At 70.5% G+C, this 25,769-nt stretch carries 20 protein-coding genes and 1 pseudogene; 15 read left to right on the top strand and 6 right to left on the bottom strand.

Annotation, left to right across the window (positions count from 1 at the left end; all coding sequences use genetic code 11):
* The 7 genes from ACWPXV_RS07890 to ACWPXV_RS07860 all read left to right on the top strand — a co-directional run bounded on the left by ACWPXV_RS07890 (window position 1) and on the right by ACWPXV_RS07860 (window position 10,331).
* On the top strand, window positions 1-2,250 hold the full coding sequence (locus ACWPXV_RS07890) for a molybdopterin oxidoreductase family protein (RefSeq protein WP_454084723.1): 2,250 nt from the start codon (window positions 1-3) through the stop codon (window positions 2,248-2,250).
* A complete protein-coding gene (locus tag ACWPXV_RS07885; RefSeq protein WP_454084722.1) occupies window positions 2,247-3,971 on the top strand; it encodes an FAD-dependent oxidoreductase in 1,725 nt (574 codons plus the stop codon). Before ACWPXV_RS07890 ends, ACWPXV_RS07885 begins: the two co-directional genes overlap by 4 nt.
* Window positions 3,972-4,263: 292 nt before the next feature.
* The gene (gene nirB, locus ACWPXV_RS07880) at window positions 4,264-6,834 is read left to right on the top strand and encodes a nitrite reductase large subunit NirB (protein WP_454084820.1); all 2,571 of its coding nucleotides are present in this window, start codon (window positions 4,264-4,266) and stop codon (window positions 6,832-6,834) included.
* On the top strand, window positions 6,831-7,247 hold the full coding sequence (nirD, locus tag ACWPXV_RS07875) for a nitrite reductase small subunit NirD (protein WP_454084721.1): 417 nt from the start codon (window positions 6,831-6,833) through the stop codon (window positions 7,245-7,247). Before nirB ends, nirD begins: the two co-directional genes overlap by 4 nt.
* Window positions 7,247-8,380 (top strand): uroporphyrinogen-III C-methyltransferase, encoded by a 1,134-nt coding sequence (cobA, locus tag ACWPXV_RS07870; RefSeq protein WP_454084720.1) that lies wholly within the window; start codon window positions 7,247-7,249, stop codon window positions 8,378-8,380. Before nirD ends, cobA begins: the two co-directional genes overlap by 1 nt.
* Window positions 8,377-9,525 (top strand): uroporphyrinogen-III synthase, encoded by a 1,149-nt coding sequence (locus ACWPXV_RS07865; RefSeq protein ID WP_454084719.1) that lies wholly within the window; start codon window positions 8,377-8,379, stop codon window positions 9,523-9,525. Before cobA ends, ACWPXV_RS07865 begins: the two co-directional genes overlap by 4 nt.
* Complete coding sequence (locus tag ACWPXV_RS07860) at window positions 9,522-10,331, top strand: sirohydrochlorin chelatase (protein ID WP_454084718.1); 810 nt, start codon at window positions 9,522-9,524, stop codon at window positions 10,329-10,331. The genes ACWPXV_RS07865 and ACWPXV_RS07860 overlap by 4 nt, the downstream gene beginning before the upstream one ends.
* Window positions 10,332-10,621: 290 nt before the next feature.
* On the opposite strand, the gene trxB is transcribed toward ACWPXV_RS07860, so the two are convergent.
* The 5 genes from trxB to ACWPXV_RS07835 all read right to left on the bottom strand — a co-directional run bounded on the left by trxB (window position 10,622) and on the right by ACWPXV_RS07835 (window position 15,817).
* Complete coding sequence (trxB, locus tag ACWPXV_RS07855) at window positions 10,622-11,650, bottom strand: thioredoxin-disulfide reductase (protein ID WP_454084819.1); 1,029 nt, start codon at window positions 11,648-11,650, stop codon at window positions 10,622-10,624.
* 15 nt (window positions 11,651-11,665) lie between these two features.
* Entirely contained in the window at window positions 11,666-12,076 is a 411-nt protein-coding gene (locus ACWPXV_RS07850) for an arsenate reductase ArsC (protein WP_454084717.1), read from the bottom strand.
* A gap of 26 nt (window positions 12,077-12,102) precedes the next feature.
* Entirely contained in the window at window positions 12,103-12,762 is a 660-nt protein-coding gene (locus ACWPXV_RS07845; RefSeq protein ID WP_454084716.1) for an arsenate reductase/protein-tyrosine-phosphatase family protein, read from the bottom strand.
* A gap of 49 nt (window positions 12,763-12,811) precedes the next feature.
* Window positions 12,812-14,269 (bottom strand): arsenic transporter, encoded by a 1,458-nt coding sequence (locus ACWPXV_RS07840; protein ID WP_454084715.1) that lies wholly within the window; start codon window positions 14,267-14,269, stop codon window positions 12,812-12,814.
* 159 nt (window positions 14,270-14,428) lie between these two features.
* A complete protein-coding gene (locus ACWPXV_RS07835; RefSeq protein WP_454084714.1) occupies window positions 14,429-15,817 on the bottom strand; it encodes an NAD(P)-binding domain-containing protein in 1,389 nt (462 codons plus the stop codon).
* 117 nt (window positions 15,818-15,934) lie between these two features.
* Here ACWPXV_RS07835 and ACWPXV_RS07830 point away from each other — a divergent pair, with 117 nt between their 5' ends.
* Window positions 15,935-16,312 carry an ArsR/SmtB family transcription factor gene (locus tag ACWPXV_RS07830; RefSeq protein ID WP_251303696.1) on the top strand — a complete coding sequence of 126 codons (378 nt, stop codon included), beginning with the start codon at window positions 15,935-15,937 and terminating at the stop codon, window positions 16,310-16,312.
* Between the two features lie 63 nt (window positions 16,313-16,375).
* Window positions 16,376-16,723 (top strand): hypothetical protein, encoded by a 348-nt coding sequence (locus ACWPXV_RS07825; protein WP_454084713.1) that lies wholly within the window; start codon window positions 16,376-16,378, stop codon window positions 16,721-16,723.
* 435 nt (window positions 16,724-17,158) lie between these two features.
* Here ACWPXV_RS07825 and ACWPXV_RS07820 read toward each other — a convergent pair whose 3' ends face one another.
* The gene (locus ACWPXV_RS07820) at window positions 17,159-17,944 is read right to left on the bottom strand and encodes a hypothetical protein (protein ID WP_454084712.1); all 786 of its coding nucleotides are present in this window, start codon (window positions 17,942-17,944) and stop codon (window positions 17,159-17,161) included.
* Window positions 17,945-18,134: 190 nt separating this feature from the next.
* Here ACWPXV_RS07820 and ACWPXV_RS07815 point away from each other — a divergent pair.
* From ACWPXV_RS07815 to ACWPXV_RS07790, 6 genes and pseudogenes are all read left to right on the top strand, one after another.
* Window positions 18,135-18,635 (top strand): annotated as a pseudogene (locus ACWPXV_RS07815) (IS1634 family transposase); the annotation flags it as partial.
* Window positions 18,636-19,073: 438 nt separating this feature from the next.
* The gene (locus tag ACWPXV_RS07810; RefSeq protein ID WP_454084711.1) at window positions 19,074-19,697 is read left to right on the top strand and encodes a hypothetical protein; all 624 of its coding nucleotides are present in this window, start codon (window positions 19,074-19,076) and stop codon (window positions 19,695-19,697) included.
* Window positions 19,698-22,229: 2,532 nt separating this feature from the next.
* A complete protein-coding gene (locus ACWPXV_RS07805; protein ID WP_191830360.1) occupies window positions 22,230-23,396 on the top strand; it encodes a glutathione-independent formaldehyde dehydrogenase in 1,167 nt (388 codons plus the stop codon).
* A 1-nt stretch (window position 23,397) separates the two neighbouring features.
* Window positions 23,398-23,967 (top strand): type 1 glutamine amidotransferase domain-containing protein, encoded by a 570-nt coding sequence (locus ACWPXV_RS07800; RefSeq protein ID WP_191830359.1) that lies wholly within the window; start codon window positions 23,398-23,400, stop codon window positions 23,965-23,967.
* Complete coding sequence (locus tag ACWPXV_RS07795) at window positions 23,964-24,266, top strand: putative quinol monooxygenase (protein ID WP_094450912.1); 303 nt, start codon at window positions 23,964-23,966, stop codon at window positions 24,264-24,266. Before ACWPXV_RS07800 ends, ACWPXV_RS07795 begins: the two co-directional genes overlap by 4 nt.
* A 141-nt stretch (window positions 24,267-24,407) precedes the next feature.
* Complete coding sequence (locus tag ACWPXV_RS07790) at window positions 24,408-25,538, top strand: NAD(P)/FAD-dependent oxidoreductase (RefSeq protein ID WP_454084710.1); 1,131 nt, start codon at window positions 24,408-24,410, stop codon at window positions 25,536-25,538.
* Window positions 25,539-25,769: the final 231 nt, after the last annotated feature.

Here is a 25,769-nt window from a genome sequence, read left to right as displayed (position 1 = left end):
ATGACGCCGACGCCCGCCGTGCGCACGATCGCGGAGCCGACCACGGCCGACACCCACTGCCCCTACTGCGCGCTCCAGTGCGCCATGTCGCTCACGGCCGAGCCGGACCGCACCGTCACCGTCGCCCCGCGCCAGTTCCCCACGAACCGGGGCGGCCTGTGCCAGAAGGGCTGGACCAGCGCCGCCGTGCTCGGCGCCCCCGACCGGCTCACCACCCCGCTGCTGCGCGGGGACGACGGCGAGCTGCACCCGGCGAGCTGGGACGAGGCGCTCGACGTCGTCGCCGGCTCGATCAGCCGGATCCAGCAGGAGCACGGCCCAGACGCCGTCGCGGTGTTCGGCGGCGGTGGCCTGACGAACGAGAAGGCGTACGCGCTCGGCAAGTTCGCCCGGACCGTGCTGCGCACCGCGAACATCGACTACAACGGCCGGTTCTGCATGGCCTCCGCCGCCGCCGGTGCGAACCGGGCGTTTGGCGTCGACCGGGGGCTGCCCTTCCCGCTCACCGACCTCGCCGGTGCCGACGCCGTCCTCCTGCTGGGCTCCAACCTCGCCGAGACGATGCCCCCGTCGGTGCAGCACCTCGCCGGTGTGCGCTCGCGCGGCGGGCTCGTCGTCGTGGACCCCCGCCGCAGCGCGACGGCGGCACTCACCGGCGAGCCCGTCCCGGCGACCGGTGGTGCCGGGCCGGTGGGCGACCAGGGCGTGCACGTGCAGCCCGTCCCCGGCACGGACCTCGTCGTGCTGCTCGCGCTGCTGCACGTCGTCATCGCCGAGGGGCTCCTCGACATGGAGTACGTGACGGCGCGCACCACCGGATTCGGCGACGTGCGGCGCTCCGTGGCCGCGTGGTGGCCCGAGCGGGCGGAGACGGTGTGCGGGGTGCCCGCCGGTCGCCTACGCCACGTCGCCCGGCTCCTCGCCGCGGCGTCGCCCGCCCGCGGCGGGGCGGGCGCGTACGTGCTCACTGGGCGCGGTGTCGAGCAGTCGACCCAGGGCACGGCGACCGTGACCGCCGCGATCAACCTCGCCCTCGCGCTCGGGCTCCCGGGCCGCCGGGGCTCCGGCTACGGGGCCGTGACCGGTCAGGGCAACGGGCAGGGAGGGCGCGAGCACGGGCAGAAGGCCGACCAGCTCCCCGGCTACCGCTCGATCAGCGACCCGGTGGCACGCGCCCACGTCGCCGCGGTGTGGGGCGTCGACCCCGTCTCGATCCCCGGCCCCGGGCGCCCGGCCGTCGAGCTGCTCCGGTCGCTCGGCGCCCGCGGCACCGGCACGTATACCGAGGACGGGCGCCCGCGCGCGCTGCTCGTCCACGGCTCCAACGTCGTCGTCAGCGCCCCCGACGCCCGGCAGGTCGAGGCGAACCTTCGCGCCCTGGACCTTCTCGTCGTGTGCGACGTCGTGCCCTCCGAGACGGCGCTGCTCGCCGACGTCGTCCTGCCCGTCACGCAGTGGGCGGAGGAGGAGGGCACGATGACCTCGCTCGAGGGCCGCGTCATCCGCCGGCGCCGGGTCCTGCCGGTGCCCGGCGACGCGCGCTCCGAGCTGTGGGTCCTCGCCGAGCTCGCCCGCCGCCTCGGCTCGGCGGTCCCGTTCCCCGCCGAGCCCGCCGCCGTCTTCGCCGAGCTCGCGCGCGCGTCGGCGGGCGGCGTCGCCGACTACTCCGGGCTCAGCCACGCACGCCTCGACGCGGACGAGGCAGCCGGCGGCCCGGGCCTGTTCTGGCCGGTCCCCGCCACCGACGACGCCGCAGCGCCCCATCCCGGCACACCCCGCCTGTTCCTCGACCGCTTCGGCACGCCGGACGGGCGGGCGCGGATGGTCGCCGTCGACCACGTCGGCCCGAGCGACGACGTCCGCGCCGACGCCCCGGTGTACCTCGTCACGGGTCGCGTCCTGCAGCACTACCAGTCGGGCGCGCAGACGCGCCGCGTCCCCGAGCTCGTGCGCGCCGCGGCGGCACCGTTCGTCGAGATGCACCCGGTGCTCGGCGCACGCCTCGGGATCGCCGACGGCGAGCAGGTGCGGCTCACCTCGAGCCGCGGCCACGTCGAGGCCGCGGCGCGGTGGACCGACCGTATCCGCCCCGACACGGTGTTCATGCCCTTCCACTGGGGTGGCACCAGCAGCGTCAACCGGGTGACGACCGACGCGACCGACCCCGTCTCCGGCATGCCCGAGTTCAAGGTGTGCGCGGTGGACGTGCGCCGCGCGGAGCGCGCCGACGACACGGAGGTGGTCGCATGAGCCCCGTCGACGCCCCGAGGAGGCGCGTCGTCGTCGTCGGCAACGGCATGGTCGGCTCCCGGTTCGCGAGCGACCTCGTCGCGCACCTGAGCGACGACGAGGCGGGCGCCGTCGAGATCACGGTGCTCGGCGCCGAGGAGTACGAGCCCTACAACCGCGTCCTGCTCAGCGAGGTCGTCGCCGGGAAGGTCGACCTTGCGGCGATGGGCCTGCCCGGCGCGGACGACGACCGCGTGGCGGTGCGCCGCGGTACCGAGGCCATCGCCATCGACCGCTCCGCGCGCCGCGTCATCACCGCCGACGGCGCCTACCCCTACGACGCCGTCGTCCTCGCGACCGGCGCCGCGGCCCGTGTCCCGGACATCGCGGGGATCACCGATGAGGCAGCGGGCCTCCCGCGTGGCGTGCACGCCCTGCGCACCTTGGACGACGCGCGCGGGATCGTCGCCGCGTCGGTCAACGCGCGGCACGCCGTCGTCATCGGGGCGGGCGTGCTCGGCCTCGAGGTGGCGTGCGGCCTGGCGTACCGGGGAGTGCCGGTGAGCGTCGTGCACGGCGGCGCGAGCCCGATGGACCGTCAGCTCGGCCCCGACGCCGGGCGCGTCGTCGAGGCGAGCCTGGCCCGCCTCGGGGTGCACACGTGGACGAACGCGCTGACCGAGACCGTCCGCACCGACCGGCACGGGCGCGTCTGCGGGGTCGAGCTCCGCACGCCCGACGACGCAGGGGCTGCGCCGTCGTCCGGCGCGGCGGGAGGAACGAGCCTCGTGGACATCGGAGCGGACCTCGTCGTGCTCGCATGCGGCACCACGCCCGAGACTGGCCTGGCGCGAGCCGCGGGCCTGACGGTGGGCAGGGGCGTGGTCGTGGGCGAGGACCTCGCCAGCCCGGATGACCCGCGCGTCTTCGCGATCGGGGACTGTGCAGAGCCGCCCGAGGGCTCCACCGGCCTCATCGCGCAGGGGTGGGACCAGTCGCGGCGCCTCGCCGCCGCTCTCGCCTCGGAAGTCCGGCCACGTGAGGACGCGCCCTCCGGCGGGTCCCCGGCCGCCGACCGCCTCCCCGGCCACCGGCCGCGGGCAGGCACCGGCGACGGGGACCGACCCAGCATGGCGCTGCGGCTGGCGACGAGCGCCGTCGTGCGTCCGGTCGCGCCCGAGACCGGCGGGCCCGCCGGAGCGGCCGCCACCGGCGTCGACGTCGTCCGCGTCAAGGCCGCCGGCCTCGAGATCGTCACGATGGGGGTGTCCGGTGCAGGTCGCGCGCCCGAGCACCGGACGCTGACGCTGAGCGACCCGGCGGCTGGGCGACACGTCGAGGTCGTGGTCGCCGACGGGCTGCTCGTCGGCGCGACGTGCGTCGGTGCGGCGGACGTCGGCGCCGACCTCACCGCCACGTACACCCGGCGTGTCCCCGTCCCGGCGGACCCGGCCCACCTGCTGCTCCGGCCGGTGGGACCCCCTCCGGTCCAGGCGACGACTCCCACTCAGATGCCCGACCAGACCACCGTCTGCCAGTGCAACGGCGTGACGAAGGGTGACCTCGTGGCGTGCTGGCACGACGGGGCACGCAGCGCGGACGACCTCGCCCGGGGGACCCGCGCCACGACCGGGTGCGGCGGGTGCACGGACGTCGTCTGCGGCATCGCGGACTGGCTCGCGGCCGCGGAGCCGCCCGACGGCACGGTCCGCCACGCCGTGGCAGAGAGCACCGGGCGATGACCGGTCCCGGTGCGGGCGGGCGGTACCGCCGTCCCGCCCACGCCCCCCGTTCTCACACGGGCCTCACGTCCTTCGAGAGACACGATTTACGTCGTGGCAACACTCGCGGAACGGCCGGGAAACCGTGGCTCCGTAGCGTCGTGAGCAACGTCCCCGGACCACACACCCGTACTGGACGGGAGCGAGGCCCCCTCGCCCCACCACATGTCAGGAGCTCGCTGTGACCGGACCCCAGACCGATCCCGTCCCGCAGGGGCAACCCACCCGCCACCTCGTCGTCGTCGGCGGTGGCATGGTCGCCCAGCGCCTCGTCGAGGCGGTGCGCGACCGTGACCACGCCGGTACCTGGCGCATCACGGTGTTCGCCGAGGAGCCCCGCGCACCGTACGACCGTGTCGCGCTCACGAGCTACTTCTCGGCACGCAACCCCGAGGAGCTGACGCTGGGGGACCCGGCACTGTGGGACGACGAGCTCGTCACGCTGCACCACGACTGTGCCGTCACCGCGATCGACCGGGAGGCGCGCACGGTCACCGACCGCTTCGGCCGGGTCCACGGCTACGACGAGCTCGTGCTCGCCACCGGCTCCTTCGCGGCCAGGCCGCCGGTCCGCGGGACCGACCTGCCCGGCGTCTTCGTCTACCGCACCATCGACGACCTCGCTGCCCTCAGCTCCTGGGTCGAGCGCAAGCGGGTCACCACCGCAGCCGGGTGGGAGCGCCCCGTGCGAGGTGCCGTCATCGGTGGGGGGCTCCTCGGTCTCGAGGCGGCGGGCGCGCTCAAGGCGCTGGGTGCGCAGGCCACGGTCATCCAGTTCGGCACGCACCTCATGGACGCGCAGATCGACCTCGGCGGTGGGCAGGCGCTCAAGCGGCTCATCAACGACATGGGCATCGCGGTCCGCTGCGAGACCGCGACCAGTGCGATGGTGGCCTCCCGGCGCACCGGGGACGTCGGACGGCTCGACTTCGCCGACGGCGGGCGCCTGGACGTCGACGTCGTCGTCCTCGCCACGGGCGTGCGGCCGCGCGACGAGCTCGTCCGCGCCAGCGGCCTGCCCGTGGGGGAGCGGGGCGGCGCCGTCGTCGACCTCGCGTGCCGGACCGCCGACGAGCACGTGTGGGCGATCGGGGAGGTGGCGTGCATCGAGGGCCGGTGCATCGGCCTCGTCGCACCGGGCTACGCCATGGCGGAGGTCATCGCCGACCGCCTCCTCGGCGGGGAGGCAACCTTCCCCGGTGCCGACACCGCCACCAAGCTCAAGCTGCAGGGCGTGGACGTCGCGAGCTTCGGTGACGTCTTCGCGCGCACCGAGGGCGCGATGGAGCTCGTCCACGCCGACCCCGTCGCCGGCATCTACAAGAAGCTCGTCCTGTCCGACGACGCGCGCACCCTGCTCGGCGGCGTGTTCGTCGGCGACGCCAGCGCCTACGCGACGCTGCGCCCCATGCTCGGCGCGGAGCTGCCCGGCGACCCGGGCCTGTTCCTGCTGCCTCAGGGTGCCGGATCCGCCCCGACGCTCGAGCTGCCCGACGACGCCACCGTCTGCTCGTGCAACAACGTCAGCGCCGGCACCGTCCGCGGCGCCGTCACCGAGCACGGGTGCACCGACCTCGCGGGCGTCAAGGCCTGCACCAGAGCCGGCACCTCCTGCGGCTCGTGCCTCCCGCTCGTCAAGAAGATCACCACGACCGAGCTCCAGCGGGCCGGCGTCGAGGTCTCGACCGCGCTGTGCGAGCACTTCGAGCTCTCCCGCGCCCAGCTCTTCGACGCCGTCCGGGTCGCCGACCTGCACACCTTCAGCGAGATCATCGGGCGCTTCGGCGACGGCGGACGCGGCTGCGACATCTGCAAGCCCGTCGTCGCCTCGATCCTCGCCTCGCTCGGCAACGGCCACATCCTCGACGGCGAGCAGGCGGCACTGCAGGACACCAACGACCACGTGCTGGCGAACATCCAGAAGGACGGCACCTACTCGGTGGTCCCCCGCATCCCCGGCGGCGAGATCACCCCGGACGGGCTGCTCGTCATCGGCCAGGTGGCCAAGGACTTCGGCCTGTACACGAAGATCACCGGCGGCCAGCGGATCGACATGTTCGGCGCACGGATCGAGCAGCTGCCCGACATCTGGCGCCGGCTGGTCGACAACGGCTTCGAGTCCGGCCACGCGTACGGCAAGTCGCTGCGCACGGTGAAGTCGTGCGTCGGGTCGACGTGGTGCCGGTTCGGCGTCCAGGACGCCGTGGGCATGGCGGTCGAGCTCGAGCTGCGCTACCGCGGTCTGCGCTCGCCGCACAAGCTCAAGCTCGGGGTGTCGGGCTGCGCGCGCGAGTGCGCCGAGGCACGCGGCAAGGACGTCGGCGTCATCGCGACCGACAAGGGCTGGAACGTGTACGTCGGCGGCAACGGCGGCTTCACCCCGCGGCACGCGCAGCTGGTCGCGGAGGACCTCACCTCCGAGGAGCTCCTCCGGACCATCGACCGCTTCCTCATGTACTACATCCGCACCGCCGACCGGCTGCAGCGCACCGCCGCCTGGGTCGCGGACTACGAGGGCGGGCTCGAGGCCATCCGCGAGGTGATCATCGAGGACTCCCTCGGGATCGGCGCCGACCTCGACGCCGCCATGGCACGGCACGTCGACGCCTACGAGGACGAGTGGAAGGCGGTGCTCGAGGACCCCGACAAGCTGCGCCGCTTCGGCTCCTTCGTCAACGCGCCGTCGGAGCCCGACCCCGACCTCGCCTACGTCGTCGAGCGCGGCCAGATCCGTCCGGCGACGGCCACCGAGAGGGCGGTCGCCCGCGAGGACGACGCCGCACCCACCCTGATCGCCGGTACCACCCTGGAGGTGCGTCGATGAGCGCCCTGTCCCACGCCCCGCAGCCCGGCCTGGACGACGACGTGGAGACGTGGGAGGCCGTCTGCCTGCTCGACGACCTCCTCATCGAGCGCGGCGCCGCCGCCCTCGTGCACGGCACCCAGGTCGCCCTGTTCCGGCTGCCGGACGACACGGTCCGCGCGGTCCAGCAGCGAGACCCGTTCTGCGGCGCGAACGTCATGTCCCGCGGGATCGTCGGGACGCGCGGCGGCCGCCCGACGGTCGCGAGCCCCATGTACAAGCAGGTCTTCGATCTCGCGACCGGCCGGTGCCTGGACAGGGCCGGCTTCGAGCCGGTGGACGCGGTCGAGGACCTGCGCACCTGGCCGGTCACGGTGCGCGACGGCGTCGTGCACGTGGCCGTGCCGTCCGCGCCCGGACGCGAGGTGGCGTGATGACCACCCTCCTCGGGCTCGAGCTGGCGGGCCGGACCGTGCTCGTCGCCGGTGGCGGCCGTGTCGCCGCCCGCAGCGTCCGCGCGATGCTCGACGACGGCGCGCTCGTCCGCGTCGTCGCGCCCGGCCTGTGCGCGGACCTCCGACTGCTCGTCGACGACCCTGCGTCCGGTCGGTCCCTCACCTGGCTGGCGCGCGAGGTGCAGGAGACCGACCTCGACGGCGTCTGGCTGGCGCTCGCGGCGACGGACGACCCGGCGGTGGACCGGGCGGTGGCCCGGTGGGCCGAGGAGCGGCAGACGTGGTGCGTCGACGCTGGGGCCGTGCGCGACCGCACCGCCCCCACGCCCACGAGCACGTCGGGCGGCGGTCGGCGCGGACGCCGTCGCGCGTCCGGTGGAGTGGGTTCGGTCGTGCTCGTCGGGGGCGGGCCCGGGGCGGTCGACCTGCTCACCGTGCGCGGACGCCGGGCCCTCGCCGAGGCGGACGTCGTCGTCACCGACCGGCTCGGCCCGGTCGACGTGCTCGACGAGCTCGCGCCCGGGGTCGAGGTCGTCGACGTCGGCAAGACCCCGGGCCACCACCCCGTCCCGCAGGAGGAGATCAACGCGATCCTCATCGCCCAGGCCCGCCGCGGCCGGCGCGTCGTGCGGCTCAAGGGCGGGGACCCGTTCGTCTACGGCAGGGGAGGTGAGGAGGTCGCGGCGTGCCAGGCCGCCGGGATCCCCGTCGAGGTCGTGCCCGGCGTCTCGAGCGCGCTGAGCGTCCCCGCGCTGGCCGGCATCCCGCTGACCCACCGCGGGACCGTCGCCGCGTTCCACGTCACCAGCGGGCACGACACCCTCGACGAGGCGGCGCTGGTCTCCGCACGAGACCGGACGGCGACCCTGGTGATCCTCATGGGCGTCTCGCAGCTGCCCCGCCTCATGGCCCAGCTGCTCACCGCCGGGGCCGACCCGGGGCTGCCGGTCGCCCTCGTCGAGAACGGCTCGACGCCGCGACAGCGCGTCACGCGCGCGGTGCTGGGCGACGTCGTGAGGCGCGCGGCCGAGGTCGGTGTCCGCTCCCCGGCGGTCATCGTCGTCGGGGACGTCGCCGCCGAGGGCCGGCTCGCCCAGGTGCTCGTCGCATGAGCGGGGTGGCCGTCGAGCCGGCACCCGCGCCGGACGAGCGCATGCTGCGGCAGGTCATGGCGGGCTGCACGGTGCTCGTCACGGCGGATCGGCGCAAGGAGGAGCTCGGCGCGGCGCTGCGCCGCCGCGGCGCGCAGGTTCGCTACGCGCCGGCACTGAGCATGGTCCCGCACGTCGACGACGACCGGCTGCACGCCGCGACGCTCGCCCTCCTCGACGACCCGCCCGACGTCGTCGTCGTGACGACGGGGATCGGGTTCCGCTCGTGGATCGAGGCGGCCGACGCCCACGGCATCGCCGACCCGCTCCTGGCGGTCCTCGCCGGCGCGCGGATCGTCGCGCGCGGCCCCAAGGCGCGCGGCGCGATCCAGGCCGCGGGCCTCACGGCCGACTGGGTGGCGGAGTCGGAGAGCTCCGCGGAGATCGCCGACCTCCTCCTCGGAGAGGGTGTCGCGGGCCTGCGCATCGCCATCCAGCACCACGGCGCGGGCGCCGACGGGCTGGACGTCGTGCTCGCCGAGGCGGGAGCGGCCGTCGCGAGCCTCGTCGTCTACCGGTGGGGCCCGCCACCGGACCCCGACGCCCTGCACGCCTCGGTGCTGGCGGCGGCGACCGGCGAGATCGACGCCGTCGTGTTCACCTCCGCGCCGGGCGCCGAGGCGTGGCTGAGTGCGGCCGAGGAGCAGGGTCTCGGTGCGCCTGTCGTCGACCGGTTCCGGAACGGGATGGTGGCGGCGGCGGTCGGCCCGGTGACGGCCCGTCCACTCGAGCGCCGAGGCGTGACCCCGCTCCAGCCCGACCGGGGCCGCCTCGGCGCGCTCGTGCGCTGCCTCGTCGCCCACTACGAGCACGCGGAGACGGTGGCGCTCGCGACCGTCGCCGGTCCCCTGCAGATCCGGTCGCGCCTCGCCGTCCTCGACGGTGAGGTCCTGCCGCTGTCGCCGAGCTCCCTGGAGGTGCTCCGCGTCCTCGCCTCCCGCCGCGGCGAGGTCGTGTCCCGCGACGAGCTCCTCGCGGCCCTGCCCGGCGACTCGTGCGACCCTCACGCGGCGGAGGTCGCCGTCGCGCGGCTGCGGGAGGCCGCCGGCCGCCGCGACCTGGTGAAGACCGTGGTGAAACGCGGCTACAGACTGGAGCTCACATGACCACGCAGACCTCGGTCCGGCCGACACCGGAGCGCTCGGGGGCCGCGGCCCCCGTCCTCGTCGGCTGCTCGCACGGGACCAACGACCACGTCGGCCGACAGGTGGTCCGCAGCATCCTCGACGACGTCCGCGCCGCCCGGCCAGGGCTGGAGGTTCGGGAGGCCTTCGTGGACGTGCAGCAGCCGGAGGTGGCCGACGTCGTGACGTCGGTGGTGACGGCCGACGGCGGCGGGAGAGGTGCGGTCGTCGTGCCGCTCCTGCTCTCGGGTGGGTACCACGTCGAGGTGGACATCGCCGAGGCGGTCGCGGCCCGTGACGGATCGCCCGGCCGGGCGGTGGCGACCCCGGCGCTCGGACCGGACCACCGCCTCGTCGACCTCCTCGCGCAACGGCTCACCGAGGCCGGGGTGCGACCGCACGACGCCGTCGTGGTGGCCGCTGCGGGATCGAGCCGCAGCGGCGCCGCCCGCGACGTCGAGAGGGTCGCCGCCGGGCTTCGCGAGTGGCACCCCGGGCCGGTGGCCGTGGGCTACGGGGCCAAGGCACAGCCCTCGGTGCCAGAGGCCGTCGCAGCCGCGCGTGCCGCGCTCGCCGACGCGGCGGGCCCGGAGCAGCGGGACGGGGACGCCGTCACGCCCCAGGTCGTAGTCGCCGCGTACCTGCTCGCGCCGGGGTACTTCTACGACCGGGTGCTGGAGGCCGGCGCCGACGTCGTCACGGCACCGCTGGGCGCGAACCCCCGACTCACCTCGATTGTGCTCGACCGCTACGACGCCGCAGCCGCCACCATCGACACGGGGAAGTGAGTGCGCCCGCGTCGGACAGTTCCGCTGCCGGCGTCGGACGATCCTGCAGACTAAGCCGCTGTTGCCGGCCGTGGTTGCACTGGCCGAACGTACCTGTGCCGCACAGCGCGACGACCGTACCCGCTCGCCGGAGGCCAACGTGAGCGTCTCGGATAGCGCCCCCTGTCCGGCTACATGGCCGGACGGGGCTTGCGGGACGGTCCGAGAGTGAGCGGGTGCGTCAGGGCAGGTCAGCGGCGGGGGTCGCCGTTGGTGGTTCCTCTTACGGGAAGTCTTCAACGCGTCTCGCGTCAGAACGCGACGACCGCTCCTTGTGGGGTCTGGGAGGCGTCGGTGTCCGGCTCGGCGGCCTGGCCGAGGGCGGCGAGGTAGCGCTCGGCGTCCAGTGCGGCCGCGCACCCGGTGCCGGCGGCGGTGATGGCCTGGCGGTAGGTGTGGTCCACGGCGTCCCCGCACGCGAACACCCCCGGGAGGGTCGTGGCCGTGGATGGCGAGGTGACGACGATGTAGCCGTTCTCGTCGAGGTCGACCTGCCCGGCGAGCATGTTCGTGCGCGGCATGTGCCCGATGGCGACGAACACCCCGGTGGCGTCCAGCTGGCGCTCCTGGCCGGTGAGGGTGTCGCGCAGGGTGATTCCGGTGACCTTGTCGGTGCCGTGGATCGCGGTGACCTCGCTGTTCCAGGCGAAGTCGATCTTCGGGTTGGCCATGGCGCGGTCGGCCATGATCTTGGAGGCGCGCAGTTCCTCGCGGCGGTGGACGACGGTGACCTTGGAGGCGAATTTGGTGAGGAAGGTGGCCTCCTCCATCGCGGAGTCACCGCCGCCGACGACGACGATGTGCTGCTCGCGGAAGAAGAACCCGTCGCAGGTGGCGCAGTAGGACACTCCGCGGCCGGTCATCTCGCTCTCGCCGTCCAGGCCGAGCTCCTTGTAGGCCGAGCCGTTGGCCAGGATCACCGCCCGGGCCCGGTAGATGTGACCCTCGGCGGTGGTCACGGTCTTGACATGGGCGGCGAGGTCGACGGAGGTGGCGTCGTCGTAGATGACGGTGGCGCCGAACTTCTCGGCCTGGGCCTGCATCTTGTCCATGAGCTCGGGGCCCATGACGCCCTCGGGGAACCCTGGGAAGTTCTCTACCTCGGTCGTGTTCATCAGCGCTCCACCGGCCGTGACGGCGCCGGCGATGATGACCGGGGCGAGGTTCGCGCGGGCGGCGTAGATCGCGGCGGTGTAGCCCGCCGGACCGGAACCGACGATGACCACTTCGTGCACGCGGCCGGAGTCGATCGCCTGGGCGGCGGGGGTGAGGCTGCTCAGCTCGATCACGGGGCTTCAGGCCTTCGCGGGGAGGAGCTCGGCCAGCAGGCCCTCGATCCGGCCGCGGATGTCGTCGCGGACCTGGCGGACGGTTTCGATGCCTTGGCCGGCGGGGTCGGTCAGCTCCCAGTCCTCGTAGCGCACACCGGGGAAGTAGGGACAGACGTCCCCGCAGCCCATGGTGATGACGACGTCGGAGGCTTCCACGGCGTCGGGGGTGAGGATCTTGGGCTTGTTGGCGGTGATGTCGATGCCGACTTCCTTCATCGCCTCGACAGCGACGGGGTTGATCTGGTCGGCCGGGGAGGAGCCAGCGGAGCGGACCTCGACCTGGCCATCGGACAGGGCGGTCATGAAGCCGGCGGCCATCTGGGAACGGCCGGCGTTGTGGACGCAGACGAACATGACGCTGGGACGGTCAGACATGGAGGGTCTCCTTCAGTGGGTGGGGGTCAGGCGGGGGCCAGGGTGGTGACCCGGCGGGTGAGGTCGGCCAGCGCCTCGTCAAAGGCCGCGGCGTTGCCGGCGGCCACCGGGTCGGGCACCGACCAGTGGATGTCGATCGGGGTGGTGAGCTCCTCGTGGGCGCTGTCGCAGACACTGATGACCAGGTCACCCGCGCCCAGCACGTCGCTCACGTGCTGAGGTGCCACCCGGGGCAGGGCCAGGCGGTGGCGCCGGGCCACCTCGAGGGCGACCGGGTGGATCGTCTCGGCGGGGTGGGTGCCGGCCGAGGTGACCGGCACCGCACTTGCGCGGCGCCACAGCGCCGCGGCCAGGTGGGAGCGGGCGGAGTTGCGGGTGCACACGAACACCACGCGGGCCACCGCGCGCTGGTCGCGCGGGATGATGTGGTCCAGCGCCCCGGGGACGAGCTGGACGTAGTTGCGGCGCCGGTCAGCCTCGGACTTCTTGCGGCTGATGATGCCCTCGCGCTGCAGGACTCCCAGGTGGTGGGCCACCAGATTCGAGGGCGCGGTGAGGATCTCGGCGAGCTCGGAGGGGGAGGCGTCCCCCAGGCTCAGCACATCGACGATCCGCAGCCGGGCGGGGTCGGCCAGCGCGGCGTGCAGCCGCGCCCGCCCCTCCACGTCACTCCAGTCAGCGTTCATTGACTCAATGATGACTGACTGATTCGCGATTGTCTAGCCCCAGTGCGGCTCAGGGGCCGAGGAGGGTGAGCCAGCCGGCCAGGGCGAGCAGCGTGACCGCGAGGACGGGGATGGTGAGGACGATGCCGACCTTGAAGTAGGTGCCCCAGCCGATGTGCATGCCCTTGCGGTCCAGGACCGAGAGCCACAGGAGGGTGGCGAGTGACCCTATGGGGGTGATCTTGGGGCCGAGGTCGGCGCCGATGACGGCGGCGTAGGCCATCATCTGCTCGGTGAGCCCGCTGGTTGCGGCGGCCTCGATGCCCAGGGCGGCGATGAGGGTGGTGGGCATGTTGTTCATCACCGAGGACATCCCCGCCACCAGGAAGCCGGTGCCGGCCGCGGTGGCCAGGCCCCCGTGCTCGGCGATGCCCGCGAGGACCTGGCCGAGGTAGTCGGTCAGGCCCTCGTTGCGCAGGCCGTAGACCACCAGGTACATGCCCAGGCTGAACATCACGATCTGCCACGGCGCGGACCTGACCACCGACCACACCGCGATCGTCGGCTCCGAGGTGGTGATGGTCCCCGCCGGTGCGGGGGTGGTCCTGCCGCCAGGAGCAGAGGTGGTGCCGGGCGAGGGCCGGCCACCACCACCGCGCACCGGGACCGTCACCAGGTCGTCGTCGGTGGCGGCGGGACGGATCGGGGCGCGCCGGAAGAGCGGGCGCGGGCGGCGGGCGGCGATGAGCGCCAGGACGACGGCACACAGGGCGGCCACGGCGGCCACGGGGATCCCGATGGCGTCGGCGGCGAAGTAGCCGACCAGCAGCGCGCCCAGGACGACGACGCCCGCGCGGAACGTCGTCGGGTCGGTCACCGCCTCGGGCGGGCGACGCAGCGCCGTCACGTCGTAGCGGCCGGGGATGGACTTGCGGAAGAACAGCCGCAGCACCACCAGGCTCGCGCCCAACGAGACCAGCGCCACGGGCACCATGACCAGGGCGTAGCGGGCGAAGCCGATGCCGAAGAAGTCGGCGATGACGATGTTGACGAGGTTGGACACCACGAACGGCAGGCTGGTGGTGTCGGCGATGAAGCCGGTGGCGATGACCAGCCCGAAGGCCACCGCCGGGGAGAACCGCAGCGCCAGGATCATCTGGAAGACGATCGGGGTCATCACCAGGGCCGCGCCGTCGTTGGCGAACAGCGCCGCCACCGCCGCCCCGAGGACGACGATGAGGTTGAACAGGGCGCTGCCGTTGCCGCGCGCCCAGCGTGCCACGTGCAGGGCGGCCCACTCGAAGAAGCCGGCCTCGTCCAGGATCGAGCAGATGATGATGACCGCGACGAAGGTCAGCGTCGCGTTCCACACGATGTCCCACACCACCGGGATGTCACCGAGCTGGACCACCCCGGCGATGAGCGCGACCGCCGCGCCGCCCAGCGCGCTCCACCCGATACCGAGGCCCTTGGGCTGCCAGATCACCAGGACCAGGGTGGCGAGGAAGATCCCCACGGCTAGCAGCACGGCGCACCCCCGACCGCAAAGCGGGAGGTCCCGGCCGGCTGGGCGCCGGGTGCCTCATGTCGAGAGTCGAGTGCGGGTGTCACCGTCTGGTGTCCTTCCGTCGCGCGGTCGAGCCCTGCCCTCAGGGGAGGGCAGGGCTCAACCTGGGGGTGTGGTGGGTCAGAGGGCGGTGCGGCCGTGGGCGAAGCCGGTGGGGAAGCCGATGAGCGCGGGCTCGGCCGTCGTCCCGCAGCAGCCGCCGGCCGTCTCCGGGGCGATGCTCAGGCTGCCGTCGGCCTCGAGGACCGGGGTCGCGGTGGAGCACACCCCGGTCTCGGGCAGCTCGAGCTCGAGCGTCGTCGCGGCGGCCGTGTCGCCGGCGAGCTGGGCGACGATCGAGCGGACCTGCTCATACCCGGTGGCCAGGAGGAACGTGGGGGCGCGGCCGTAGGACTTCATGCCGGCGATGTAGAAGTCGGGCTCCGGGTGGGCCAGCACGTCCGCGCCGTGCGCGGGAACCGTCCCGCAGGAGTGGAACTCCGGGTCGATGAGCGGGGCGAGCCGGCTCGGTGCCTCGACTCCCGGGTCCAGGTCCAGCCGCAGCTCACGCAGCATCGCCAGGTCCGGGCGGAAACCCGTCGCGCCCGCGACGGCGTCCACCGCCAGTCGGCGCTCACCCTCGCGCGTGGCGAGCGTCAGGTCCAGCCGGTCCCCGACCGGCCGCATCGCGGTGATCGTGGCCGACGCCATGAGCTCGACCTCACCGGCCTCCACCGCCCGCCGCAGCTGGGAGCCGAGCATGCCGCGGGTCGGCAGCCCATCGGCGTCACCGCCGCCGTAGGCGCGCTCGACCGAGGAGCCCCGCACCAGCCAGGTCACCCGGGTGGCCGGCTCGGCGCGACGCAGCTGGGCCAGGGACAGCAGCGTGTTCGCCGCCGAGTGCCCGGCGCCCACGACCACGACGTGCTTGCCGGCCGCCCTCTCCCGGTCCCGCCCGAGCACGTCGGGCAGTGGACCGAGGAGGAAGGAGGCGGCGTCGGTCTCGCCCGGTGCTGGCAGTCCGGCCGTGCCCAGCGGGTTGGTCTGGGACCAGGTGCCCGAGGCGTCGATCACGGCCCGGGCCCGGTAGTCCACCACCTCGCCGTCGACCGTGGCGCGCACAAGGAACGGGCGCTCGGCGCGGCCGCGGCCGTGGGTCTTGTCCAGGCCATCGCGGCTCACCGCCACCACCCGTGCCCCTGTCACGATCCGCCCCTGCAGGGCGGCCGTTCGGGCCAGCGGCTCGAGGTAGTCACTGACCAGCTCACCACCGGTGGGCAGGCGCTTGGGGGCCGGCTCCTGCCAGCCCTCCTCCTCCAGCAGGCCGCGCGCGGCGGCGTCGACGTTAAACTGCCACGGCGAGAACAGCCGAACGTGGGCCCACTGCCGCACCGCCGCGGCCACCGAGTCCCCGGCCTCCAGCACCAGCGGCTCCAGGCCCCGCTCGACCAGATGGGCGGCGGACGCCAGGCCCACCGGGCCGGCGCCGATCACGATCACAGGCAGCGACGTCGTTGTAGTCGAGGACATGGCTGGTCCTTCCCCAGAGGGCACGACCCGCGCCCTCACATTGATGGTTCTCGATGAGACCAGCGCAGCATGGCAGATCGTATCGACAGACGTCAATGTGTAGGGAATGATGGTGTCATGACGGCGATCCAGGGCACACCCGAGCTTGAGGCAGCCTGCTGCGCCCCGCTCATCCGCGAACCCCTCGCGGATGCTGAGGCCCGCGATCTCGCGACGATGTTCAAGGCGCTGGCCGACCCTGCTCGCCTGCGTCTGCTCTCCCTCATCGCCTCTCACCAGGGGGGCGAGGCGTGCGTATGCGACCTCACCGAGCCGGTCGATCTGTCCCAGCCGACCGTCTCTCACCATCTGAAAATCCTCACCGACGCCGGGCTACTCACTCGCGACAAGCGCGGCAAGTGGGCCTACTACGCCGTCGTCCCCGACGCCCTCGACGCCCTCGGCGAGATCCTTCGGGTCGAACACCAAGGCAACCGTCCCACCAGCTGCTGCTAACGACGCTCCGTCCCGGTGAAGGATCCCCTTGTAGAACGGGACCAGACACCAGACGATGGCCTGGTGACCGAGCCTGCTGAACGGCCGACCGTGGTGCTGGTGATGTCCGAGTGGAGCGTCGAGTATCCGCTGTGGGACCGCTCTCCTGGCGGACTCGGTCTCGTGGACCCGGAGGCGCTCGGTGTGTCGCCGAGCCTCGCCCAGCGACTCCGCGCTTGGAACGGCGAGCACAACGACGCCCCAGACGGTCCTGAGAACTTCACGTGGCCGAGTCCGCAGGCCGGTGTCGAGTGGCGGCGGCGAGGGCTCGACCTGGCCTACGCGCTGCAGGACGAGCTGGGGCCGGACGTCGAGGTTCTCTACTTCGAAGACGGCAACGACAGACCTGTCCGCGGACGCCGAGGCGCATAACCGTTCGATGTTCCTCCTGCGGGACGTCTGAGGAGCGCTAACCCCACGCGATAGGTGCGAGCCGCGAGCGATGCACGTCTCGTACCACCAGGTGCACCTGGCACCCCTGGACGTCTCGCCAACATTCGGACCCGAGGCGCTAGGTGGTTTCGCGGTGCGGCTCGCTATCGGCACCAAGAGTTAGGCGTCCTCCGGCCAGAGCTCCACGAGGTACCACTCTGCCAGCTCGCGGACGGTCGAGTCATGTTGGACCCGCGTCCTAGCGCGCTGACTCGGACACGGTACCGACCAGGTGCCGCTTCGGTGAGGACCGGGTCGTGGAACTCGAAGGTCGTCGGAGCGGACGGGATGAGCGGCTCGCGGACCACCATGCTGAGCTCCTCATGCTCCTCCCACTCAGCATCGGTGGCCGCGCATTGGCAAGCGAATCGGCGGTCATTTTCTCGGAGGTGGACTCGGAGGCTTGTAGTCCGGGTGCCCCGGCGTATTCCTCGCGCCCTGGAAGTCGACGAGGAGCGCGTTGTAGTCGGCCACGTCGGCCGCGTGGAGCTCGTGGAACAGATTATAGAGCCAGCTGTACAGTTCCTCGAGATCTTGCGAATAGTCCCTAACTAAGGGTGCTAGTGGGATCTCTGCTGGTTGCTCCCTGAGGAATTCTTTCGCAATAGCAGGCCAGTCACGGAACTCGAGTGCCGCTTCACGGTCAAGGTGGACCGTAAACTCGGGCTGGCCAACAAGTTTCATCGTCATGCCAAATGGCGGAATCCGGTAGTGTACGAGATAGTCTCGCAACTTCTGCAGGAAGGGGCCACGGCCGCGGCTCGCCAAGTAGGTGACCTTGCTCCTGAACTCTTCGACGAAGGGCTGGCCTGGGTATTGCTTCACAAGATTCCGCGTGTGATCTACGAGCATCTTCACCGCCGAAAGATAGTTGTGCATTCTCCTCAATAGTTCGTCGAAGTAGAGTTCCCGCGCTTCCTGACGCCCGTCACCATGACTAATAATCTCCAGTGCAACTTCCGGGTTGGTTTCGAACGAGGCGATGAGCGTGAGCAGCTCGGCTTCATTCGCACTCAGCACTTTGTGCACGCGCTGCAGCGAGTCCCACCGATTACTCGCGATACGTCCTGCGTGGTTCTGCAGACGCGCGTACTGCGCGGCACGGTCGGCTGCCCATGCTTCGTCGGTCTGGATACTCTCGGGGACTTGCTCGTCAGTCACGTTGGCAATACTGCTATCTGCGCACGGGTCACGGTGGACGGCACGCCGCTCGCACCTTCCTGTCCGACCGTCAGTCAGGTGGCTCTCCGATTCGGATCTCGAGAGTGATTCCGCTCTATGCGCTGGATGGCGTGGCCCAGGGGAGGGATGACGGTGCCCCACCCTGCGTCGACCACGTCACAACAGGTTCACCGCGCAGGAGAACCGCGCCAAGGCGGCCATTGCTGGAGAGAAGTTCGCCCGCAAGCCACGGTTCCCAGAGACCACCGCCGACAAACCCGTCCTGGATAAGCGTCACTGGCTCGCGCCCGCCGGTTGGTCGGGCTCAAGGACTACGTCACCAACACTCCCGCCGCGTTGATGCCCGCCGGGTAGGTGATCTGCTCCGACCACGACTGTGGCAGGTGGATCAGTCCTTCCGGATGAGCAAGACCGACCTGCGCGCCCCGCCCATGCTCCACCGCCCACGCGACTCGATTGAGGCCCACCTGACCATCGTCTTCACCGCCCTCGCGGTCTCCCGCGAGGTCCAGGGGCCGCACCGGCCTGACGCTCCGCAACGTGGTGCGCCAGTAGCGCCCGCTCGCCGACCATCGCGATCAACGGTGCTACCCAGACCCTCCCGTTCACCCTCCCCGCCGAACAGCAAGCCCTCCTCGACGCAAGCCATGGGCCCCGCACTCCGCACTAAGCGAATGAGCCCATAGGCTTGATCTTGCTCGACTGCTTGAAGCGCTACAGGCGCGTCGGGAGCTGGCGCGCCCTCGCGCCTGGCCAACGACGTCAAGGCTGCAACTGCGGGCGCTATCCTCGGCGAGTGACAAGCCACATAGGCGACCAAGAGTGGCAGCACCCCGTGGGTGCGGATCACAGCGCGGCTTTAGCCCACCCCCAAGGAGCTGTTGAGGGCCGAGATTTTCTGGGCAGCGTTCAGTCGGCTCAAGCCGACGTGCGCTCCGCGGAGAATGCGCTAACTCGTGCCGTCCAGCGACGCGATCAGTTGGTACTAGCTGGCCTTGACAGTGGGCTCTCAGTCAGAGCCCTCGCACGGGCGCTTGGGACGGATCGGCGTGTAATCGTGGGCATTAAGGCACGCGCGGCAACCGCAATTAGTGAGGCGCACAGCCGGGTGGAGACGGACGCCGGCCTAGCGCGCAAGCAGGCGGAGGCGGCCACCTCTTGGTTGAGCATCGCCGTCGAGCAGGTTGAGCGCGCGGAAGCCGCCGAGGTCGACGGCATGACAGACGGCATGCTGGCTGTCTTGGCTGCGCATGTTGCCACTGCGTGCGCTATCGGCGCGTTGGGGAGCTCGCACCCCGCCGTCGCTGACTATCTCGGCGATGGACAGTCTGGAAACGACGCACTGAAGAACAGCCGGGATCTCATGGCACACTTTGACAAGTACGTCGAAGGTGACGGCAATATGCAGAGGGCGAAGGTCGACGGCGTAAGGATCCCGAATCCGATCGACGCTCGACCTCCGCTGCTCCCGATGTGGGGTGGGGGGCCGAGCCAACAACTTGTATTCATCACCAAGACGTGGGTGAGAGACGACAGAGGCGAGTACTTGTTGCGGGATGGGGAACCCCTTCGTAGCGGCGACGGCACGCCGTGCATGGAGACCCTCGAAATCGCTCTTGACTTGCGGGGCGCGTTGAGCGCGACCGCCGCGTTGGTTGCGGTGGCCCGGAAGGCCGTCCAACTTACAGAAAACGAGGCGGTAGGCGCGCTATTGAGCAGGGCAAAACGCTGACACATATGGAGCGATGCCCTCGCTTTCTGCGCGGGTGTCGGTGAGTCTCGTCACGGCAGCCGGTCAGTGCCACAGGGACTGTGGGACCCTCGCCACTTTCCCTCGCCGGCCCCGGCCGACCTCATCGACTCGGCCTGGCCGCGCTCACAGTGCTCATTATTCGGCGGGACCTAGCCGCGGGTTACATGCGCGAAGGCAGCGCAGGTTCGCCGACGGATGACAACGCGGCTTTCACTCACGCCACTGCCAGCGGTTCGTGCCAGTCACGGATCCGCCATCGGCGCGTATCTCCCTCCGATTTGCGGCGACATCGAAGCTTGAGGCGTAGGCCTCGTGGTGAGATGTGTGCATGAGGGATACGTGGTTTCCGGGTCAGGCGGCGGGCCGCCTGGAGGAGGCGACGCTCATTGCCCTGCGCGGGATCTGTGCCGCAAGCGGGTTGCAGGGCGCACGACGAGAAGACACCACGGCGTCGACACCCGAAGGCTGGCCACTAGTGCTATCCGTGCGAATCCCCGAGCTCCGCGCGGCTCCAGGCGACCCTCATCTACAGGTGGGAGTGGTCTTCTCCGATGACGAGGTTGAGGTCCTCGGCGGCTGGGAGACCTTTGAATGGGTGCTCGATAGTGGGGTCGACCTGTTGCATCTTGCTCCTGAGCCTCAGCCTGGACCCGTCGCGTCAGCGGTCCACGCCTGGATCGAGGATCAGCTCGCCCGACCGGTCCTACAGGACGAATGGACAACCTTCACTGGCAGGATCCGCCGATCATGGCACTTCGGTGACACCGGAAGCGAAATCATGGGTGACCTCGGGACTAGATGGCTAGCGGCTCGCCGCAATCCTGATCGAGTCGTGCGATTGCGGTGAGCGGCCGGACTGTCGCAGCACCATAGTCGCGCCGATATCCCTCGAGAGGCACGTGCCGGCCGCAGCGCCTAGATCGGCGTCGCGCGCGCGGATCCTTCATCGGAACGAGCCCAGCGCCCCTTCCATGTGCCCGGGAGCCCTACGGACAAGACGACTCGCGTTCGGGTGATGCGGTAGACGTTCCGAGACCCAACTCAATGGTGCGTTGTGATAAGCGTGGGGGTCCGCAGCCGTCCGCGTTCAGTGGTGAGAGTTAGAGGTGGCAGCCACGCCCGGGTAGGTCCCGTGCACCGCCACCAGACCCGTCCGGCCAGCCACACCCCGAGAGGTCATCCTGGAGCTAGTGGCCTAGCCAGCCTCACCGTCTCCGTGCAAGAATCACCCATCGAGCACGCGGAGGTGTTGACCCCATGGGCATGCGAATTGCGCGAGCCGTCCTAACGGCGTTCGTCGGCCTGTTTGCCATCACATCGCTCGCTAGTCCAGCGCCTGCGGCTGACTATGGCAACGGGATCGGCGGGAACCCCGTGAATTGCTCCGGCAACTGGAGTGTTGGGGCGAGGGTTCCTGTCAAAGCAAGAGATGGCCGAGTGGTCGGTTATTCCCAGATGTGGTGGTCCAACAGTTGTCGCGCCAACTGGACCCGTGGCTGGACCGTGAGCGGTCAGGCAACGACGCTTGAGAGCACTATATTCCAGGGGATTCCGCCTGGTCCCACGCGGAAATTTGCGATCGCGCATGACTACGCCAGCGCTCATTTTACAATGTTCGTCCGCGCGTCTCCCAGCGAGAAAATGTGCGGAAGCACGAAAATGTGGGACGTTCGCACCCGAGACTGGGCATATTCGGGAACTTATTGCCGGACCTGATCGGCAACCATGCTCTACGGGGCGCTGAAGATTGCGCTGGCCTCTCCGTGCGCAGCGGGGCGCGACCTCGCACCCCTGCTCGATGCCCTGGCACGCAAGTCAGACCCATCAAGTGACGGGACGTGCATGACCATGCTCGAGCACCAGCCGGAGATCTTCCTCGTCGATGCCGGAAGCCGGGCGGTGTGACCGCAGTGCCCCCGCCACTGGGTGCCGCCTTCTTCACCGAAGGAGCCGCCGAGACTCTTCGCCTGCTGACGGAAGGCCTCCTCCACCGTTCACTAGATCGACCAGTGCATCGGACGGTGCTCGACGGAGCACGACGAATGGCCGCCACGCCGGACTGGACGTTCAAATGAGTTGACGCGCACGGAGCGCGACCAAGGGTCGTGTCGGAAGCCGAACCCGAAGCGACGGCGCCAACGCTGGCCCGTGAGTGCGAAGACTCGTGTCCCGGTTGAGGATCCCCTCCCGGGACGGCCAGCTCGGCCGCGCAGCGCCCTCGACCGCACCGGATGTGGTTGCGGTACCGGCTCATCATCAGAACCGCTGTCAACGTCACGATGATAACGAGCACAAGGACGAATGGCGCGACCACCGCAAGCGTGTACAGAGCGTATGCCTTGGGATCGAGCAGCGGACCCGGGCACTATCCCGGCTCGATCGCTACACATCAACTCAAGGCGAGCCCCTTGACGCGTGGTTCCTGGGGGCGTTTGCTGTCTAGCGATGGGGCCGGCGTCGGAGAGGCCTTGCCAGAAAGACATCGAGCAACACAATCGGATCGAAGTAGACATGAAAGCAGTGGTGTACGAGGGACCCCGTCAGGTCAGCACGAAGGACGTCCCGGACGCGAAGATCGAGCGACCCACCGATGTCCTGGTCAGGGTAACGACGACGAACATCTGCGGCTCGGACCTCCACATGTACGAGGGGCGGACCTCCTTCGAAGTAGGCCGGACGTTCGGTCACGAGAACATGGGGGAGGTCATCGAAGTCGGTAGTGGCGTGGAGAAGGTCAGGGTCGGAGACCGGGTTGTGCTCCCGTTCAACATCTCGTGCGGATTCTGTAAGAACTGCGAACGCGGCCTGACCAACTACTGCCTCACCACCCAGCCTGACCCGTCTGCCGCCGGAGCGGCCTACGGATTTGCAGACATGGGCCCCTACGGCGGCGGCCAGGCCGAGCTGCTCCGGGTGCCCTTCGGCGACCACAACGCACTGCGCCTGGGCGAGGACGCCGAGGAGAAGGAGAACGACTACGTCATGCTCTCCGACATCTTCCCCACCGGCTACCACGCCACCGAGATGGCCGGCGTGATCCCGGGCGACAGCGTCGTGATCGCCGGGGCCGGACCGGTCGGGCTGATGGCCGCCCTGTCCGCGACGATCAAGGGCGCCGCGAAGGTCATGGTGGTCGATCGCCACCCCGACCGGCTCGCGCTGGCCGAGCAGATCGGAGCGATCGCCATCGACGACTCCAAGACCGACCCCGTGCAGGCCGTGCTGGACGAGACCATGGGGCTCGGAGCCGACCGTGGCTGCGAATGCGTGGGCTACCAGGCCCACGATCCCCAGGGCAACGAAGACACCGCCGCCACGCTGAACATGCTCATCAACTCGGTCCGCTTCACCGGAGGAATCGGCACCGTTGGCGTGTTCGTCCCCCAGGACCCGGGGGCCAAGGGCGAATTGGCCAAGCAGGGCAAGGCAGCCATCGACTTCGGCACCCACTGGTTCAAGGGACAGACCATGGGCAACGGTCAAGCCCCGGTCAAGAAGTACAACCGCCAGCTGCGAGACTTGATCGCGGCCGGCAAGGCGACCCCTTCCTGGATCGTCTCCCATGAAATCTCGCTGGACCAAGCCGCCGACGCCTACAAGAACTTCGACTCCAGGTCCAAGGGTTGGACCAAGGTCCTCATCAAGCCCGGCATGTCGACCGAGAAGAAGGCGAGCTGATATGGCCGCGGATCTGCAGGGCAAGAGAGTCGCGATCCTCGCCGCGGACGGGGTCGAGCGCGTCGAACTCGAGCAACCCCGCGAGGCTCTGGACAGGGCCGGCGCTCAGACCGAGGTCCTCTCGATCCACGACGGCGAGATCAAGGCCCGCGAGAACGACCTGGATCCGGCGGGGACGTTCGGCGTCGACGGGCTGGTGGCTGAGGCCTCGGTGGCCGACTACGACGCCTTGGTGCTTCCGGGCGGCACGGTGAACCCCGATAAGCTCCGGGTCGACGAGGACGCTGTCGCCTTCGTCCGGGACTTCGTCGAGAGCGGCAAGCCGGTGGCGGCGATCTGTCACGGACCGTGGACGTTGATCGAGGCCGGCGTGGCCACCGGTCGCACCCTGACGTCCTTCCCGAGCATCCGCACGGATCTGCGCAATGCCGGCGCGAACGTCGTTGACCAGGAGGTCGTGGTCGACAAGAATCTCATCACCAGCCGCTCGCCGGAGGACCTGCCGGCGTTCTCCGAGGCGATCGTGTCCCAACTCGCGGGCACCACGGCAAAGGAAGAGGAGAAGTCATGAGTGTGACCAAGGGATTGCTGGTCAGGTTTGACGCGTTGCCCGGCAAGGAGGACGACGTGAAGGAGTTCCTTGACAGCGGCCGTGCGCTTGTTGAGGAAGAGCCGGCGACCACCGCGTGGTTCGCGATCCGCCTCGGGCCCTCCTCCTTCGGGATCTTCGACGTGTTCCCCGATGACGCCGGACGTGACGCTCACCTGTCCGGCCCTGTTGCGGTAGCTCTCGGCGAGCAGACCGGTGCGTTGTTCTCCGAACCGACGATCGAGAAGCTCGACGTGTTGGGCTCCAAACTTCCCGCCTGACACCACAGACCGGGAGTACTGACCCCGACATGAGGGGTCGCTGCGCGCGGTGACTTCGGGCTGACACAGCCCGTTGACGTCGTGGCAGCGGCCCCTTCTCTTGCGGCCTATCGCACATCCCTAACAGATCGAGGAACCGCGATGACAGGAACTGACGACGACGTTGCCCCGACGCGTTCACCCGAGGTAGCAGTGATCGGGGGCGGGATCGTCGGTCTGTCGACGGCGTACGCGCTGCGGGAGCAGGGCGTGCCGGTGCGCTTGTACGAGGCCGGTCTGCCCGGAACGGGTCAGTCCGCAGGCGAGTCGCGGATCTTCCGGCATGCCCACGACGACCCGCGACTCGTCGCTTTCGCGCGCGAAAGCCGCGGCGTATGGGATGAGTGGGCCGAACACTTCGACGTCGAGCTGGTCTCATCAGACGGTGTCGTGGCGATCGGCGACAGCGCCCTGGCGCGGCTGCGGGTGCTCGACCAGGTCGGCGGCGTGGAAGCGCACGAGATCGATGCAGCCGAGCTCGCCCAGCGAATGCCGCTGCTCGCTGGGTACTCGGGGCCAGCGGTGCTCGACGAGTCGGGCGGCGCGATCCGCACCCGCACCGCGATCACGGCACTCGCGGGTGCCCTCGCAGATGCCGTCACCACCGCAGAGGTCATCTCCATCGATCCCCGCGCCGATGGGACGGTCGAGGTGCGCAGCGTCACCGACCGGGCTGTCTACTCCAAGGTGGTCGTGTGCGCCGGCCGCGAAACTGCCCGCCTGGCCCGCAGCGTCGGCCTGTCGCTGCCGGTTCGCCTTGCCGCACACGTCCGGCTGACCTTCGACGTGAAAGCCGCCGCCCCGGCACGAGTCGCGTGCCTGCAGGACAGCAGCGGCGTCTTCGGCGAAGTCGGCGTGTACGCGACGCCGCTACCGGGCAACAGCAGTTATTCGGTCGGACTCAGCGAAACCGTCGGCGTCCGCGACGACGGAACGTTCATCGACCCTGCGGCGATTCGATCGCTGGACGAACGCGCGCGCGAATACGTGACACGGGCGCTGCCCGGTCTCCACCCAGAGCCGCGCGACTTTCTTCACTGCTGGGTGACCGACCTCCCATGGAGCGAGGACGGCGTGGCCGTGTGGGAGGCAGGCTCTGTCATTTTTGTGGCCGGTCACAATCTGTTCAAGCAGGCACCTGCGCTGGGTCGCGCTCTTGCCCGGGCTGCGACCGGCGGCGGTCTCGCCGCCGACCTCACGCCCGCCGCTCGCCTCGGCGAAGCCCTGCGATAGTTCGCCTGACCCCAGAACGGACGCACTCAATGGGTAAACGTCTCCTCGTCGAGGACAACGGCAGCCCGCCCTGGGTCAACCCAAAAGTTGCGGCTGGACAGCAGTCACAGGCTCAACCACCTTGTCATGGGGTGTCTTCATCGTGAGGATCGGTACGCGGAGGTGCCGCAGCGGGATCCGTCACTGCGGGATCCCGCTGCGGGATCGATGTGCGGGACATGAACGCTCCGC

Source organism: Georgenia sp. Marseille-Q6866 (assembly GCF_965111665.1).
The sequence above is the reverse complement of the archived record's forward strand: the minus strand, read 5'-3'. Positions and strand labels throughout refer to the sequence as shown.